At 60.3% G+C, this 15921-nt stretch carries 16 protein-coding genes and 1 tRNA gene; 16 read left to right on the top strand and 1 reads right to left on the bottom strand.

The window, feature by feature from the left end; translation table 11 throughout:
• Positions 1-2: 2 nt before the first annotated feature.
• The 16 genes from AC2VNM_RS02585 (at position 3) to AC2VNM_RS02510 (ending at position 15410) form a co-directional block, all read left to right on the top strand.
• Positions 3-647 carry a phosphoribosylanthranilate isomerase gene (locus tag AC2VNM_RS02585; RefSeq protein WP_483165601.1) on the top strand — a complete coding sequence of 215 codons (645 nt, stop codon included), beginning with the start codon at positions 3-5 and terminating at the stop codon, positions 645-647.
• A 3-nt stretch (positions 648-650) separates the two neighbouring features.
• On the top strand, positions 651-1850 hold the full coding sequence (gene trpB / locus AC2VNM_RS02580; RefSeq protein WP_483165600.1) for a tryptophan synthase subunit beta: 1200 nt from the start codon (positions 651-653) through the stop codon (positions 1848-1850).
• Positions 1847-2659, top strand: coding sequence for a tryptophan synthase subunit alpha (trpA, locus tag AC2VNM_RS02575; protein ID WP_486912815.1), 813 nt, complete (start codon positions 1847-1849; stop codon positions 2657-2659). The genes trpB and trpA overlap by 4 nt, the downstream gene beginning before the upstream one ends.
• Positions 2656-3537 carry an acetyl-CoA carboxylase, carboxyltransferase subunit beta gene (gene accD / locus AC2VNM_RS02570; protein WP_483165598.1) on the top strand — a complete coding sequence of 294 codons (882 nt, stop codon included), beginning with the start codon at positions 2656-2658 and terminating at the stop codon, positions 3535-3537. Before trpA ends, accD begins: the two co-directional genes overlap by 4 nt.
• A 7-nt stretch (positions 3538-3544) precedes the next feature.
• Positions 3545-4828, top strand: coding sequence for a bifunctional folylpolyglutamate synthase/dihydrofolate synthase (locus AC2VNM_RS02565; RefSeq protein WP_486912814.1), 1284 nt, complete (start codon positions 3545-3547; stop codon positions 4826-4828).
• Positions 4825-5346 carry a CvpA family protein gene (locus AC2VNM_RS02560; protein ID WP_483165596.1) on the top strand — a complete coding sequence of 174 codons (522 nt, stop codon included), beginning with the start codon at positions 4825-4827 and terminating at the stop codon, positions 5344-5346. Before AC2VNM_RS02565 ends, AC2VNM_RS02560 begins: the two co-directional genes overlap by 4 nt.
• A complete protein-coding gene (gene purF / locus AC2VNM_RS02555; RefSeq protein WP_483165595.1) occupies positions 5309-6754 on the top strand; it encodes an amidophosphoribosyltransferase in 1446 nt (481 codons plus the stop codon). Before AC2VNM_RS02560 ends, purF begins: the two co-directional genes overlap by 38 nt.
• A complete protein-coding gene (locus AC2VNM_RS02550; RefSeq protein ID WP_483165594.1) occupies positions 6751-7947 on the top strand; it encodes an O-succinylhomoserine sulfhydrylase in 1197 nt (398 codons plus the stop codon). The genes purF and AC2VNM_RS02550 overlap by 4 nt, the downstream gene beginning before the upstream one ends.
• 63 nt (positions 7948-8010) lie before the next feature.
• Positions 8011-8604, top strand: a complete 594-nt coding sequence (locus AC2VNM_RS02545) for a CBS domain-containing protein (RefSeq protein ID WP_486912813.1) — start codon at positions 8011-8013, stop codon at positions 8602-8604.
• Between the two features lie 38 nt (positions 8605-8642).
• Positions 8643-9971, top strand: coding sequence for a hemolysin family protein (locus tag AC2VNM_RS02540; RefSeq protein ID WP_483165592.1), 1329 nt, complete (start codon positions 8643-8645; stop codon positions 9969-9971).
• Between the two features lie 6 nt (positions 9972-9977).
• Positions 9978-11009: a tRNA preQ1(34) S-adenosylmethionine ribosyltransferase-isomerase QueA gene (gene queA, locus AC2VNM_RS02535; protein ID WP_483165661.1), complete on the top strand. Its 1032-nt coding sequence runs from the start codon at positions 9978-9980 to the stop codon at positions 11007-11009.
• Entirely contained in the window at positions 11006-12133 is a 1128-nt protein-coding gene (gene tgt / locus AC2VNM_RS02530; RefSeq protein WP_486912812.1) for a tRNA guanosine(34) transglycosylase Tgt, read from the top strand. Before queA ends, tgt begins: the two co-directional genes overlap by 4 nt.
• 47 nt (positions 12134-12180) lie before the next feature.
• Positions 12181-12519 (top strand): preprotein translocase subunit YajC, encoded by a 339-nt coding sequence (gene yajC, locus AC2VNM_RS02525; protein ID WP_483165590.1) that lies wholly within the window; start codon positions 12181-12183, stop codon positions 12517-12519.
• A 10-nt stretch (positions 12520-12529) separates the two neighbouring features.
• Complete coding sequence (gene secD / locus AC2VNM_RS02520; protein WP_486912811.1) at positions 12530-14314, top strand: protein translocase subunit SecD; 1785 nt, start codon at positions 12530-12532, stop codon at positions 14312-14314.
• Between the two features lie 7 nt (positions 14315-14321).
• Entirely contained in the window at positions 14322-15272 is a 951-nt protein-coding gene (gene secF / locus AC2VNM_RS02515; protein ID WP_215873180.1) for a protein translocase subunit SecF, read from the top strand.
• A 49-nt stretch (positions 15273-15321) separates the two neighbouring features.
• Positions 15322-15410, top strand: a tRNA-Ser gene (locus AC2VNM_RS02510).
• Positions 15411-15547: 137 nt separating this feature from the next.
• On the opposite strand, the gene AC2VNM_RS02505 is transcribed toward AC2VNM_RS02510, so the two are convergent.
• A complete protein-coding gene (locus tag AC2VNM_RS02505) occupies positions 15548-15793 on the bottom strand; it encodes a ribbon-helix-helix domain-containing protein (protein WP_486912810.1) in 246 nt (81 codons plus the stop codon).
• Positions 15794-15921: the final 128 nt, after the last annotated feature.

Raw genomic sequence — 15921 nt, 5'->3', positions numbered from 1 at the left:
GTATGCAAGAAATTTACAGGGATCCCGTGCGTGTCAAGATCTGCGGTATTACCACTCCCGACGATGCACGACTCGCTGCGGCAGTGGGTGCCGATGCCATCGGCCTGGTTTTTTATCCTCCGAGTCCCCGCAATGTGACAATCGTGACAGCGCAGCAGATCCTCGCCGCAGTACCGCCTTTCGTGACCCGCGTGGGTCTTTTCGTCAACCCACAACGGGCCTGGGTAGAGGAAGTCCTGGCGGCGTGTGCCCTCGATATGTTGCAGTTCCATGGCGACGAAGAGCCGGAATTTTGCGTAGGCTTTCAGCGGCCCTATCTCAAGGTTCTGCGCGTGAGCGGGCAGTGTGATCTGCGTCCTTGGCGCGATCGCTACTCTACGGCGCAGGGCCTTCTCCTGGATAAACGCGACACGCAGGTCTTCGGCGGCTCGGGACGGAGCTTTACCTGGTGGCGTCTGCCGCAGGATTTGGGTATGCCTCTGATTTTGGCAGGTGGCTTGCAGCCGGACAATGTCGCGACGGCGATTGATCTCGCCCGTCCCTATGCCGTGGATGTCAGCAGCGGGGTGGAGATTTCGCCAGGACGCAAGGATCGTGGCAAAATGGAGGGATTCATCGCGCAAGCCCGCGCGGCAAGAGAGGCATAGAGGATGGCGGTATATCAGCAACCCGATGAGCGGGGACATTTTGGCGACTATGGCGGGCGTTTCGTCGCCGAGACCCTGATCCCTGCCCTCGACGAACTGCAGCAGGCCTATAAGGCGGCGCAGAGAGACCCCGCGTTTCAGGCCGAGCTGCACAGCGAATTGCGGCAGTTTGTTGGCCGGCCCAACCCCCTCTATCATGCCCAGCGACTGTCCAGCGAGATTGGCGGCGCGCAGATCTACCTCAAGCGCGAGGATCTCAACCATACGGGCGCGCACAAGATCAATAACGCCGTGGGGCAGGCGCTGCTCGCGCGGCGCATGGGCAAACGGCGCCTGATTGCCGAAACCGGGGCAGGGCAGCATGGTGTCGCCACGGCGACGGTGGCCACCCGCTACGGCATGGACTGCGTAGTGTTTATGGGCGAAGACGACATTCAGCGCCAGTCGAGCAACGTCTACCGGATGCGTCTGCTCGGCGCTCAGGTCGAAGCCGTGCGCAGCGGCTCCCGCACCCTCAAAGATGCCCTCAACGAAGCCCTCCGCGACTGGGTAAGCAATGTCGAGGACACCTTTTATGTCATCGGCACCGTGGCGGGCCCGCACCCGTATCCGGAGATGGTGCGCAACTTCCATCGGGTCATCGGTGATGAAGCGCGGGCCCAGTGCCTGGAGCTCACCGGTCGCCTGCCGGATGCTTGTGTTGCCTGTGTCGGTGGTGGCAGCAATGCCATGGGCCTGTTTTACCCCTTCATCGACGACCAGGCGGTGCGTCTGATCGGCGTCGAGGCGGCGGGGCTGGGTCTGGGCACGGGCAAGCACGCCGCGCCGCTCACGGCGGGCCGTCCCGGCGTGCTGCATGGTAACCGAACCTACTTGATGACGGATGAGAACGGGCAGATCGAGGCGACCCATTCCATTTCTGCGGGGCTGGATTATCCAGGGGTGGGCCCGGAGCATGCCTACCTCAAAGATACGGGGCGCGCAGAATACGTTGCCGTTACCGACGCAGAGGCACTGGCCGCTTTCCATCGCCTGAGCCGCGTCGAAGGTATCATTCCCGCGCTGGAAACCTCGCATGCGCTTGCCTATGCCTTCCAGCTGGCGGCGCAGATGCGTGTAGAACAAAGTATCGTGGTCAGTCTCTCTGGGCGTGGCGACAAAGACATCCACACCGTAGCAGCCCTGGAGGGTATTCACCTATGAGCCGCTTGGCAGCCATGTTTTCACGCTTGCAGGAATCTCATCGCACTGCCCTGATTCCCTTCCTGACCGCCGGCGATCCCAGTACCACCGGCGTTGTGGCGCTGTTGCATAGCCTCGTGCAGGCAGGCGCGGATGCCATTGAACTGGGCGTGCCCTTTTCCGACCCGATGGCGGATGGTCCGGTCATCCAGGGATCGAGTGAGCGAGCCCTGGCACGCGGCGTGAGTTTGCGGCAGGTCTTGGCTTGGGTGCGCGATTTTCGTCGGCAAGATCAAGATACCCCGATCATCCTCATGGGCTACCTCAATCCCATTGAGATCCTTGGTATGCGGCACTTTGCCGAGGAAGCGGCCGACGCCGGGGTGGATGCCGTGATTGTGGTGGATCTGACGCCCGAAGAGGCAGAGACGGATACTGCGCTGCTGCGTCAGGCGGGTATCGATCCGATTTTTCTGCTGGCGCCCACCAGTGGTCCGCAGCGGGTTGCCGCGGTCAAACGTCTGGGTAGCGGCTTTGTTTACTATGTCTCCCTGCGCGGTATCACTGGTGCGCAACAGCAGGATTGGGACGAGGTGGTCGCTCGCGTGGCGGAATTGCGGCGCGAACTGGCAATGCCCATGGCCATTGGCTTTGGCATCCGTGATGCGGCTACGGCCAAGCGCCTCGCCGGCAAAGCGGATGCAGTCGTGATCGGCTCGGCGCTGGTGCAGCTACTGCAGCAGGCCAAAGACGATGAGGATGCCCAGCGCCTGGCCAGCGAGTTTCTGGCGCCTATCCGCGCAGTCCTGGATGAGGAGCTGGGCGCATGAATTGGTTTAGCCGCGTTTTGCCGCCCAAAATCAATAAAAAAGTGCCAGAGCAGGAAGCAACGGAAAGCAAGCGCTCGGTGCCCGAGGGACTGTGGTCCAAATGCTCTACTTGCCAGGCGGTTCTCTACCGTAGTGAGCTCGAAGAAAACCAGCATGTCTGTCCCCACTGTGGACACCATCATCGACTCACGGCACGCCAGCGTCTGCAGTATTTTCTCGATCCGGAGCCGCGTTTGGAGATCGGTGCCGATCTGCTTCCCGTCGATCCGCTGCGTTTCAAAGATCAGAAGCGCTACAAGGAGCGCTTGCAGGAAGCCCAGCAGAAATCGGGCGAGAAGGATGCCCTGGTCGTCATGCGCGGCTTGCTCGAAGGGCAGCCGGTGGTCGCCGCCGCCTTTGCCTTTGAGTTCATGGGCGGCAGTATGGGCTCAGTGGTTGGGGCACGCTTCGTCAAGGCGGCCGAGAGTGCCTTGGTGGAGCGCTGTCCGCTCATCTGCTTTAGCGCCAGTGGCGGTGCACGGATGCAGGAGGGGCTACTGTCTTTGTTGCAGATGGCCAAGACTGCGGCCGTCATCGAGCGCCTGGGCAAGGCACGAATTCCCTACATTTCGGTGCTTACCGACCCAACCATGGGTGGCGTCTCGGCGAGTCTTGCGACTCTGGGCGATATCCTCATTGCCGAACCCAACGCCTTGATCGGTTTTGCCGGGCCGCGGGTCATCGAACAAACCATTCGCGAAAAATTGCCCGAGGGTTTTCAGCGCGCAGAATATCTGCTCGAGCACGGGGCCATCGATCAGATTGTCGACCGGCGCCAATTGCGCTCCAGCATTGCCCGTCAGATCGGCATGCTGATGCAGGCAGAGCACTCCGCCTGATGCCGACATGAGCGGCACGGTCGACGCCGAAGACGCTGAATCGTTGCTGCTGCGGCTGGCCGGGTCCCCCCAACGCATCGAACTCGGGCTGGAGAGGATGCGCGCCGCCATGCAGCGCCTCGGCATTCCTGAAAATCTGCCATTCCCGGTGATCACGGTTGCCGGAACCAACGGTAAAGGCTCGGTGCTCGCCTACCTCGAAGCCCTGTATCAACAATCCGCTTACCGCTGCGCTGCGTACTCCAGCCCGCACATCTGGCGCTTTGCCGAGCGTCTGCGGGTGGCCGGCGAGCCGTTGCCCGATCGGTGTTGGCGAGAAAAATTTGCGCCACTTGCCTCTCTGGCAGAGGAAATTCCGCTCACCTATTTCGAGCTGAGTACCCTGGCCGCGCTGCTCCTCTGTCTGGACGAGGCGCCGGATCTGGCCATCCTCGAAGTGGGCCTGGGCGGGCGGCTCGATGCGGTGAATGCAATAGACGCGGACATTGCCATTATCAGTTCTATCGATCTCGATCATCAGGCGCTACTCGGCCCGGATCGCGAGAGCATCGGCCGCGAAAAGGCCGGTATTCTGCGTCCTGGGCGGCCCGTACTTTACGGAGACAGGGAATCTCCCTGTGCAAGTGTTTTGACTGCCGCGGAGCAGCGCGCTGCGCCACTTTGGCTGCTCGGACGGGACTTTGATCTGGATGCCTCGGGCCGCTGGCAGGCGGGCGCCACAAGCACTTCGGCGCCGCCGCCAATGCTCGATAGCGCCGCGCAACGGGCGAATCTGGCACTTGCCCTGGCGGCTGTTTACCAATTGCGCGCAAGATTGCCGCAGGCCTGGCCGCCGCAAGAACGGTGGCGCTTTACTCCGCGTCTCCTGGGGCGTAGTCAGTGGCTACAGCCATGGGGCGAGGATGGGCCGCGGCTGTTGGTGGATGTCGCCCACAATCCCCAGGCGGTCCGCGCTCTGGCCGACACCCTGGCGGGGCAATCCGGGCGGATTTTCGCCTGTTGGGGCATGATGGCGGACAAAGATCTTGCCGCCAGCGTTGCGCCTTTGCGCGCTAAGGTCGACGCCTGGGCGTTGCTGGAGATGCCGGATAATCCGCGCGCCGCTTCCCCTGCACAGTTGCGCGAGCAGTTAGCGGACGAGGATATCTGTTGCGAACTATCGTTGATCGACCTTCCCGAACACTTGCGGCGCTGGGCCGCGGAGCTCGGCAGCGATGACATCCTACTCTGTTTCGGCTCTTTCCATGTGCTGTCGGCACTGCCGTCGGAGTGGTTCGGCTACGCCCCATGACTTGGCTCGACGTGGCGGTTGTTGCCATCTTTCTTCTCAGCGCTCTGTGGGGCGTGGCACGCGGGATGATCCGTGAATTCTTCGCGGTAGTGGGTTGGGTGGGCGGCGTGTATGTCGCCTGGCGTTGGGGCGAAAGCCTGGTGGCCCCGCTTCTGGTGGGGCACCTGCCCGTCGAGTGGGTGCATCCAGTCGCGGATTTTTCCCTGTTTTTTTTGGTTCTTGCGGCGACCACTATGCTTTCCTTCCTGCTCCGTGGAATGCTCTACAGCGTTGGTTTCAGTATCCCTGATCGCTTGGTCGGCGGCGCTTTTGGCTTGCTGCGTGCTGCCGCCATCATTGCGCTTGTGATACTTTTGGCCCAGAGTTTTCACTTGAATGACGCGGCCTGGTGGCGCCAGTCCTGGCTCGGGCAAGCGCAAGTGGAAGATCTGGCGCGTTCGGTGACGGCACCAGCGGTATCTTTTTGGGAGTTACACACACGTGGAAAAAGCGTTGCCCCAGTTGTCAGTGCTCGATGATGATCACTTCCATGACGAATGTGGTGTCATCGGGGTCTTTGGTCATCCCGAAGCGGCCAATCTGGCCTATCTCGGGCTCTATGCCTTGCAACACCGTGGCCAGGAGTCCGCTGGGATTGTCGCCGCCGATGAGGGCAAATTGTGCAGTCACCGCGGCATGGGACGGGTCGCCGATATCTTCGGTAGCAAGGAGCTGAGCAAACTGCCTGGAACGCAAGCCATCGGTCATGTTCGCTATTCGACGGCGGGTGGCTCGGTGCTGCAGAACACCCAGCCGATATTCATCAATTATCGCTACGGCTCCTTTGCCGTGGGCCACAATGGTAACCTCGTCAACGCCTTGGAGCTGCGCCATCGGCTGGAGCAGGATGGCGCGATCTTCCATACCGATATGGACACGGAAGTGATTGTCCATCTCCTGGCTCGGGTGCCCGGCAAGGACGCCGGAGAACGCCTGAGCGCGGCTTTGCAGCAGGTATCGGGCGCCTATTCCCTGGTCTGTCTGACCGAAACCCGGCTGATTGGGGTGCGCGACCCGATGGGTTTCCGCCCGCTGGTGCTGGGTCGCTTTATCGACTCCGGCGGTTTCGTCCTCGCTTCCGAGACCTGTGCCCTCGATCTCATGGGCGCGGAATTTGTGCGTGATGTGGCGCCGGGGGAGATGGTCATCATCTCCGCTTCCGGCATCGAGAGCCGTCAGGCTTTGCCCGAGACGGCGCGCCGCATGTGTATCTTCGAGTACCTGTATTTTGCCCGCCCTGACAGCGTACTTGACGGTATCCATGTCTACTCGGCACGTAAGCGTATCGGGCACGTCCTCGCGCGTTTGCATCCCCGCGACGCGGATATCGTGGTGCCGGTGCCGGACTCGGGTGTCGCGGCGGCCATGGGTTACGCCGAGGCCTCGGGCCTTCCCTTTGAACTCGGTTTGATCCGTAACCATTATGTTGGCCGTACCTTCATTCAACCGGCACAGCGCGGGCGTGATTTTGGTGTTCGCGTCAAGCTCAACGCCCAGCCGGAAATTCTCAAGGGCAAGCGCGTGGTTCTGGTGGATGATTCCATTGTTCGTGGTACGACGAGCGCAAAAATCGTCCATCTGATACGTGCGGCTGGCGCCAGGGAAATCCATTTCCTGTCGAGCTCTCCGCCAACCACCGGCCCCTGTTACTATGGCATCGATACGCCGGACCGTGCGCAGCTCATTGCGGCGCAGCATAGCGTCGACGAAATCTGTAAGATGATCGGCGCCGATAGCTTGGGGTACTTGACGGTGGACGCCCTCTACGAGGCTGTTGGCAAGCGTGAGCTGGGCTTTTGCGATGCGTGCTTCAGTGGCGATTATCCGATTCCCGTGCCAACGCCGGGCAAAGGTCACCAATTGCATTTATTGAAGGAGCTACGATGAAGGACGAAGATTGGTTGGCAGGTCTGCACCCGGAAACCCTGGCGATCCGTGCCGGCACCCGGCGCACGGCGGAGGGAGAACATTCGGAGGCCATTTTCCCAACCTCCAGTTTTGTTTTTGCCTCTGCCGAGGAGGCCGCCGAGCGCTTCGCCGGTCGTGAGGCGGGTAACATCTACGCTCGCTTCACCAACCCCACGACCCGCATACTCGAAGAACGCCTGGCCGCCCTGGAGGGGGCAGACGACTGTATCGCCACCGCCTCCGGGATGGCCGCTTGTCTTACGGCATTCATGGGTTCGCTGCAGGCCGGTGATCATATCGTGGCCTCGCGTTCGCTTTTTGGTACCACGGTGCAGCTGCTGCAAAAGATCCTGGCGCGCTTTGCCGTCGAGACCACCTTTGTGCCGCTCACCGATCTTTCTGCCTGGGAGGCGGCCATCCGCCCCAATACGCGGATGTTGTTCCTCGAAACCCCCTCGAATCCCCTGACCGAGGTCGGTGATCTGGAGGCGCTGGCGCGACTGGCGCATGCGCACGATGCCCTGCTGGTGGTCGACAACTGCTTTTGTACACCGGTGTTACAGCAGCCCATGCGCTGGGGTGCGGATCTCGTTTTGCATTCCAATACCAAGTATATCGATGGGCAGGGGCGAACCCTGGGCGGCGCCGTCTGTGGCCGGCGCGAACTGCTGGATGGGCCGCGGAATTTTCTGCGCACTGCCGGACCCAGTCTCAGCCCTTTCAATGCCTGGGTACAACTGAAGGGGCTGGAAACCTTGTCTCTGCGCATGGAACGCCACTGCGCCAATGCCGCTGATCTGGCGGCATGGCTGCAGAGTCTGCCGGAAGTGGAAAAGGTATATTACCCAGGTCTGCCGGAGCACCCGCAGGCAGACCTAGTGCACAAGCAGCAACGCCTGCCGGGAGGCATCCTGTCTTTTGTGCTGCGGGGAGGGCAGCCAGCGGCCTGGGCCTTGATGGATCGTCTGCGGATTTTTTCGCGCACGGCCAATCTCGGAGATGCGAAAAGCACGGTGACCCATCCTGCCAGCACCACCCACAGTCGGGTGAGTGCCGAAGAACGCCAGGCGGCTGGCATCCAGGATGGATTGCTGCGCTTGAGTGTCGGCCTGGAGCACGTCGATGATCTGCGCGAGGATTTGCAGCGCGCCCTGGCGGACTTGTCGCGCTGAATTTTTGCGCTATGCTCAAAACGTGGGCAGCTCATGGGGAGCTCGCCAGAGGAGAAGAACAAGATGACCAAATTTCGCCCCTTACAGATCTCCAGGCTCCATTCCGACACCCAGTTGACCTATTTCAACAATGGGTTGCCGTTGCATGTTGCGCTGGAGGATAGCGCCCTGAAGGTGATGACCGACCTGCAGCGCGTACCGGCGGTCAGCGTGCATCCGGAATCCACCATCAATGCAGCTTTGCAACGCATGGTGCATGGCGGTGTGCGTATGCTCTTTGTGCTCGATGCCATGGGTGAGCTGGTGGGTATGGTCACCGCCCGCGACCTCATGGGAGAAAAACCGGTGCGTGTTGCGACGCAAGAGCAGATGCCGCGAGACGAGGTGCGGGTTGCCGACGTCATGACCCGCCGCGGCCAGATCGAGGTGCTCGATTTTGACGAAGTGAGTCGCTCTACCGTGGGTGACTTGGTACTGACCATGAAGCAGATGGGGCGGCAGCACGCGCTGGTCGAAGAAAAGAATCCGCAGCCGCAGGTGCGCGGCGTTTTTTCGGCGAGTCAGATCGCTCGTCAGCTTGGTGTGCAGATCGATACCGGTGGTGCGGTGCAGAGTTTCAGCGAACTGGAGAAATTGCTCGTCGATCATGATAGTTGACCGAAGTAGCGGGCTCGGGCAGGAGGAGGCCGTTCTTCATGCCTGAGTCCCTAGCGCTGCTGGTAGCGCTTATCCTGATTCTGATCAACGGCTTTTTTGTGGCGGCGGAGTTTGCTCTGGTCCGTCTGCGTGGTACCCAGGTCCATACCCTTGCGCGTGAACATGCCTGGCGTGGCAAAGTGCTGCTGCGTATTCACCGTCACCTGGATATCTATCTTTCCACCACCCAACTCGGTATCACTCTGGCTTCCCTGGCCCTGGGCTGGATTGCCGAGCCCGCGGTCGCCCGGCTTCTGCATCCCCTTTTTTACGCCGTTGGTATGCAGTCGGCGGCGCTCGTGGAATCCAGCTCTTTCACCCTGGCTTTTGTTCTGGTTGCCTTTACTACCATCATCTTCGGCGAGCTCGCGCCCAAATCTCTCGCGATCCGGAAGGCAGAAGCCATTTCCTTGTGGACGGCCTTACCGCTCTATGTCTTTTACTGGGCCTTGTATCCGGCGATTGCCCTGCTCAATGGGACTACCCGCCTGGTGCTGCACGCTTGTGGCCTGTCCTTGACAAAAGAGCATGGCGATACCCCACATAGCCGAGATGAAATCGCCATGATCCTCGCCATCAGCCAGGCGCAGGGCGTCCTGGGGATTCGCACCGGGGATATTCTCGAGCGCGCCCTGGACTTTCATGAATTGACTGCGGGAGATCTGGCGCGACCAGCGGCAGACATGGTCTGTCTCATGGAGGGTGCCCCTGCAGAGGAGACCCAGCGCACCCTGTTGCGCTACCGCTATACGCGTTTCCCGCTTTGCGCCGGAGATCGTCAGCATGTGCGTGGTCTGGTACATGTCAAGGATCTACTGCCGCTGCTCTTGCGCGGGCGAGACAGACTCGATCTACGGCGGGTCGCCCGGCCGCTGCCAGCGGTTTCCCGAGATTTACCAGCCATGGAACTGCTAGCACATTTTCGCTCCGGCCAGCCACATTTCGCCTTGGTCACCGATGAATTAGGCACGATCACCGGCTTCGTCACCCTGGACCATGTTCTGGAGGCCCTGTTGGGGAGGATTCCGGATGAATTTCGCCACCGCCATCAGGATTGGCAGCCGCAAACGGATGGATCCTGGATTGGTACCGGCAGCCTGTCGATTTATTCGCTGGAACAGCTCCTTGACCATGACATCGATGAGGCGGGCGATGCCGACAGCATCGGCGGTCTCCTGATGCAGCGCCTGGACCGTTTGCCGGAAGAGGGCGAGCGGGTCGAGTTTCGCGACTTCGATGTCCTGGTCCTTCGGCGGGAGGGGCCGCGTATTGCTTCGTTGCAGATTTTCCCGCATCCTGCCGCGGATTCTGAGGAATGGTTTGCCTGAGTGACCCTGCGAACGTCTGATTTTTACTACGAGCTCCCGGAAGAGCTGATCGCCCAGGAGCCGCTGGCCGAGCGCGCCGCCTCCCGTATGCTGCTTCTCGATCCCAAAGCCCAGGCGTGGCAGGATCGTCAGGTGCGCGAACTGCCCGACATCCTGCAGTCGGGCGATTTACTGGTGTTCAATGACACCCGTGTATTGCCAGCCCGCCTGCAGGCCCGCAAACTGACGGGCGGCGCGGTGGAGCTGCTGCTGGAACGCATCCTCGACGATCGCGAGGCAGTGTTCCTGGCGCGTGCTTCGAAAGCACTCCGCCCGGGAATGCAATTGCTGCTGGCCGATGGCTCCATGGCCACGGTGCGGGAAAGGCTGGAAATGCAGGTCTGGCTGCAGCGTGATGCCGGCGACTGGTTGGCACTGCTGGAAGCGCATGGTGAGGTCCCCTTGCCACCCTATATTCACCGCCCCGCCAATGCCGCCGACCGCGAGCGCTACCAGACCATTTTTGGTCGGGAGCCGGGCGCGGTGGCTGCACCTACCGCCGGACTGCACTTTGATGCCGCATTGCTGACGGCGTTTGCCGAGCGTGGCATCGAGCATTGCTTTGTCACTCTGCATGTGGGAGCGGGCACCTTTTTGCCGGTGCGCGAAGACGACATCGAAAAGCACCAGATGCACGCGGAAATCAGTCGGGTGACGAGCGAAACCGTGCGGGCCGTGCAAGAGACCAAGGCGCGTGGCGGACGGGTGATTGCGGTGGGGACCACCGCCTGTCGCGCGCTGGAGAGCGCGGCAAGCGATGGCTGTTTGCGCCCGTTTGCCGATGAGACCCGGCTGTTTCTCTACCCTGGCAAGGAATTTCATGTCATCGATGCCCTGTTCACCAACTTTCATCTGCCGGAATCGACCCTGATGATGCTGGTTTCCGCTTTGGCAGGCCGGGAACTCATCCTTGCCGCCTACCGTCATGCCGTGGAGCAACGCTATCGCTTTTTCAGTTATGGCGACGCGATGCTGATCCTTCCCGGTAGCATCGCATGAGCTTTTTTACCCTGCTCGCCACGGACTCCGCCGCCCGCCGGGGACGCCTGCACTTTGCGCGCGGAACCGTGGAGACCCCGGCCTTCATGCCGGTAGGTACCTATGGCACGGTCAAAGGGATGACGCCAGAGGAGCTGCGCGAACTGGGTGCCGAGATCCTTCTCGGGAATACCTTTCACCTTTTCCTGCGCCCAGGGCTGGAGATCATCGAAGCCCTGGGTGGACTGCACCGCATGATGCACTGGGATGGCCCCATCCTCACGGACTCCGGGGGATTTCAGGTCTTCAGTCTGGGGGCATTGCGGAAGTTGCGGGAGGCAGGGGTGAGCTTTCGCGCCCCCAATGATGGGCGCAAGGTCTTCCTTGGCCCGGAAGAGTCGATGGAGATTCAGGCGCGCCTGGGCTCGGATATTGCCATGGCCTTCGATGAATGTACCCCGCATCCGGCGGATCATCCCACGGCGCGCGCCAGCATGGAGCTCTCCATGCGCTGGGCGGCACGTTCTCGTGCCAGCTATGGCGGGCCGGGGAGGCTTTTCGGCATCGTGCAGGGGGGTATGTTTCCCGATCTGCGTCTGCGTTCCCTGGCGGCGTTGGAACAGCTCGACTTCCCCGGGCTCGCTATCGGCGGTCTTTCGGTGGGGGAGAGCAAGACGGAGATGTTCCACGTCCTCGATCACCTCCTGCCGCAGATGCCGCAGCAGAAGCCACGCTACCTGATGGGAGTGGGGACGCCGGAAGACCTGGTCGAGGGAGTGTGGCGCGGCGTGGATATGTTCGACTGTGTGATGCCGACCCGCAATGCCCGCAATGGCTGGCTTTTTACCCGCTGGGGTACGCTCAAGCTGCGCAATGCCGAATATGCCCGGGATCCTTTGCCGCCGGATCCAGAATGTCAGTGTTACACTTGCCGGAATTACAGCCGGGCCTATTTGCGTCACCTGCAGCAGAATCGCGAAATCCTCGGAGCGCGTCTCAATACCTGGCACAATTTGCATTATTATCAAGAACTCATGGCGGGTATGCGCGATGCGATTGCGGCCGGAGAAATGGCATCGTTCCGTCAGAATTTCTACGCAAGAAGAGGCACGCTTCCCTGCTTCTCCTCTTCCTTTCCTGACTGACGCGTAGCGGCTACAATGGCGCCCTTGGTTTCGAACCGGAGGGGTTCATGGATTTTTCGCCCATCGCCACTGCCCACGCCGCCACCACTGGCGCTGGGGGTGGCACCGACAGCATGATTTTTCAGTTTCTGCCGCTCATCTTCATCTTTGCCATCTTCTACTTTCTCCTGATTCGTCCGCAGAGCAAAAAGGCCAAGGCGCAGCGCGACATGGTGGCAGCCATCGGCAAAGGGGATGAGGTGGTAACCTCCGGTGGCTTGGCGGGGCGGGTGATGCAGGCTGGGGACGAATATCTGCATCTGGAAATTGCCGAAAATATCGTTGTAAAAATTCAGCGCAGCGCCGTCAGCATGGTCCTGCCCAAGGGGACCCTGAAAAAACTCTAAAGGCGTTGGTATGACCCGTTATCCGTGGTGGAAGTATCTGATTATTTTGGCGGTGGTGCTCCCCGCTATCTTTTATGCGCTGCCCAACTTTTATGGTTGGCGTGCGGCCATTGAGGTGCGTGCGCCGATCGGCACGCAACTACCTCCGGCGGCAACAATGCGGGATTGGCTGAATCAGGCCAAGATTCCGGTCACCCGGCAGGAAACAAACAGCCAAGGGACGACCTTCTACTTTCCCAATGACGACGCCCAAGGATTGGCGGAAACCCTGCTGCAGAACCGTTTGCCCACTAATGCGCAGGTGGTCCTCTCGCAACAATCGGCACAGCCGGCATGGATGGCCGATCTCGGTGGTCGTCCCGTAAATCTGGGGCTGGATTTGCGCGGGGGTGTCTATCTCTTGCTGCGGGTCGATACCCAGGCACTCATTCATCATCATCTGGAAGAATATCAGAACGGCATCCGCAATCTCCTGCGGCATAAGGATCTGCAATATCTCAAGGTGGAAATCACCGGCCCGGACCAGCTCGGGGTGGAAATGGCCCAGGACGATCTGGTCGGCAAGGCGGTGCAGGCGATCAGCAGCCAATATCCCGAACTGGTCGCCACCGACAAGGGACAGGGGCAGATTCTCGTCAATATGCCGGCGGCTACGGTGAAGAAGCAGAGCGACGATGCCTTACAGCAGGCCATCGTTGTCATTCGCAACCGCATCGACGAATTGGGCGTAGCCGAGCCACAGATTCAACGCCAGGGCAAGGAACATATCGCCGTGCAGTTGCCCGGGGTGCAGGATACCCAGCGCGCCAAGGCCATCATCGGTTCCACGGCGCAGCTCGAATTCAAGATGGTGGCCAATGAGAATGACTTGGCCGCGGCCCTGAAGGGGCAGGTGCCCCCGGGCGATGCGCTGTATTACGGTACCGATGGGCAGCCCTATCTGCTGGAAAAAGAAACGGTGTTGACGGGGCGCTATCTCAACGGTGCAACCGCTGGCGTCGACAACAATACCGGGCAGTCTATCGTCAACATCAGTTTCGACAGCGTCGGCTCGACCATCTTTGGTAATCTCACCAGCAAGAATGTCGGCAAGCGCATGGCGATTCTGCTCGACAACAAGGTGGTGACTGCGCCAGTGATTCAGGAGGCGATTACCGGTGGCCGCGCGCAGATCAATGGCTTCTCCGGCCTGAAGGACGCCAGCAATGTGGCCATCGAGCTGCGGGCGGGTGCCTTGCCGGCGCCGGTACATATCTCGGAAGAGCGTACCGTGGGCCCGACCTTGGGGCAGGACTCCATTCACGACGGCATCATGGCGGTGATCTTTGGCATGATCTTCGTCGTTGGCTTCATGACCCTGTATTACCGGCTCTTCGGGCTGATTGCCGATCTGGCGATTCTGGTCAACATCCTCGCTATCCTCGCTGTACTGTCGATCATGGGCGGCACCCTGACCCTGCCGGGTATTGCCGGTATCGTGCTGAAGATTGGTCTGGCGGTGGACGCCAACGTGCTGGTGTTTGAGCGGATTCGTGAGGAACTGCGCCGCGGCATGAGCCCGCGTGCCAGTATCGACACCGGTTTCAAACGCGCCTTCGCAACCATCGTCGATTCCAACATTACCGTGCTCATTGCGGCCCTGACGCTGTTTCAGTTCGGCACCGGTGCCATCAAGGGTTTCGCCCTGGTGCTTACCATTGGTGTACTGGTATCCATGTTTACCGCCACCATGATGAGTCGTGGTATCGTCGAACTGGCGCTGGGCAAGCGCCGCATCGCCAAGCTCTGGATCTGAGGTCAGCATGCAAGTCATCAAATCTGCCACCCATATCGACTTCATGTCGCGGCGCTGGATCTTTCTCGGTATCTCGATTTTTCTCATCGTCGCATCGGTCGTCCTGTTTCTGGTGCGCGGTCTCAACTACAGCATCGACTTTACCGGTGGCACCCTGGTGGAATTGGCCTTCAGCAAGACCCCCGATCTGGGCACCGTGCGCCACACCCTGGAGACGGCCGGTTATGGCGATGCCGTGGTGCAGACCTTCGGCGGTGACAAGGATCTGCTGATTCGTCTGCGTACCCGCCCGGGCGAAAGCAGCGCGGTGGCGAGCAAGATACTGGGCGTCTTCAAGAATGATCCCGCAGCGTACCCTGGCGTGCAGTTGCGACGCACGGAATATGTCGGCCCGGAAGTGGGTAAGGAACTGCGCAACAAGGGCATTCTGGCGCTTATCGTCGTCACCATCGGCATTCTCATCTATGTTGGTTTTCGCTTCGAGTGGCGCTTCGCCACGGGCGGCGTGCTCGCCATGCTGCACGATCCCATCCTGGTGGTGGGGTATTTCGCCATTTCCCATCAAGAGTTTTCCATGACGGTGATTGCTGCCTTGCTGGTGATCATGGGTTACTCCCTGAACGATACGGTGGTCGTCTTCGATCGTATGCGAGAGGACCTGCGGACAGCGCGCAATGGCAGTGTTGCCGAAATCTTCAACATCGCCATCAATGAAACCTTGTCGCGCACCATCATCACCAGTTTCATCACCTTCATGGTGGCGCTGGCATTGTTTCTCTTTGGTGGGCCGGTCATTCATGGCTTTGCTACGGCGCTGGTGATCGGCGTGGTGGTTGGCACCTATTCGTCGATCTTCGTCGCGAGCCCGATTGCTCTATGGCTGGGCTTGAAGCGCGAGCACGTCCTCAAGCGGCAATTCATCAGCTCCAAAGACCGCAAGGACGGCGCCACTTTGTAACAAGATGCGCTTGAGCCCCAGCCGGTGATGCAGTACTGTATGCGCCACTGGAGAGGTACCGAAGTGGCCATAACGGCGCCGACTCGAAATCGGATGGACAGCAATGTCACGTGGGTTCGAATCCCACCCTCTCCGCCAATTAAAACAATAGGTTACGAGATGATCCTGGAGGGCATCGGAAATCTAGGTTGTTCATGCTCCAGATCGTTATCTGCTGGCCAAGGTGAAGCTGTGCACTGCCGAGCTTGAGGCACTGAACGGTAAATGGCGTCACTTCAGTGGCTATCCTCCATGTCTTTGGATGCGCCCTCGACAGCCTTGTTGAGTAGGTCCAGACCGCGAGAAGTCTTTCCCTTGCCGCGGGCTGCGCGCAACTGGAATCGCGTCTCTGCGTCAAAATCTGCCAGCATGAGGGTGGTCATTTCGTCGATTAGACGACTGATGCTCACCTTCCGCTGCTTGGAAAGTTCTCGCAGTCGCCGATGTTTGTCATCGGGTAAGCGAACGGTTAATGCGCTCATGATTGCCTCTCCTGCCAAAGTCGCTCTGGGGTTACCACCCGCAGGCCATCAAACCGTAACTCTTTGCTCCGTAAGTCCCGCAGGTTGTGGGTGATAATCCGTGTTGCTCCACCGGCTACGGCCAGCTC

The sequence above is a fragment of the Acidithiobacillus sp. TH-A67 genome, from assembly GCF_057473545.1.
This window is presented reverse-complemented; position numbering and strand designations above follow the sequence as displayed.

Coding starts and splice junctions, on each gene's coding strand:
- AC2VNM_RS02585 (WP_483165601.1), top strand. CDS start 3: ATGCAAGAAATTTACAGGGATCCCGTGCGTGTCAAGATCTGCGGTATT.
- trpB (WP_483165600.1), top strand. CDS start 651: ATGGCGGTATATCAGCAACCCGATGAGCGGGGACATTTTGGCGACTAT.
- trpA (WP_486912815.1), top strand. CDS start 1,847: ATGAGCCGCTTGGCAGCCATGTTTTCACGCTTGCAGGAATCTCATCGC.
- accD (WP_483165598.1), top strand. CDS start 2,656: ATGAATTGGTTTAGCCGCGTTTTGCCGCCCAAAATCAATAAAAAAGTG.
- AC2VNM_RS02565 (WP_486912814.1), top strand. CDS start 3,545: ATGAGCGGCACGGTCGACGCCGAAGACGCTGAATCGTTGCTGCTGCGG.
- AC2VNM_RS02560 (WP_483165596.1), top strand. CDS start 4,825: ATGACTTGGCTCGACGTGGCGGTTGTTGCCATCTTTCTTCTCAGCGCT.
- AC2VNM_RS02550 (WP_483165594.1), top strand. CDS start 6,751: ATGAAGGACGAAGATTGGTTGGCAGGTCTGCACCCGGAAACCCTGGCG.
- AC2VNM_RS02545 (WP_486912813.1), top strand. CDS start 8,011: ATGACCAAATTTCGCCCCTTACAGATCTCCAGGCTCCATTCCGACACC.
- AC2VNM_RS02540 (WP_483165592.1), top strand. CDS start 8,643: ATGCCTGAGTCCCTAGCGCTGCTGGTAGCGCTTATCCTGATTCTGATC.
- tgt (WP_486912812.1), top strand. CDS start 11,006: ATGAGCTTTTTTACCCTGCTCGCCACGGACTCCGCCGCCCGCCGGGGA.
- yajC (WP_483165590.1), top strand. CDS start 12,181: ATGGATTTTTCGCCCATCGCCACTGCCCACGCCGCCACCACTGGCGCT.
- secD (WP_486912811.1), top strand. CDS start 12,530: ATGACCCGTTATCCGTGGTGGAAGTATCTGATTATTTTGGCGGTGGTG.
- secF (WP_215873180.1), top strand. CDS start 14,322: ATGCAAGTCATCAAATCTGCCACCCATATCGACTTCATGTCGCGGCGC.
- AC2VNM_RS02505 (WP_486912810.1), bottom strand. CDS start 15,793: ATGAGCGCATTAACCGTTCGCTTACCCGATGACAAACATCGGCGACTG.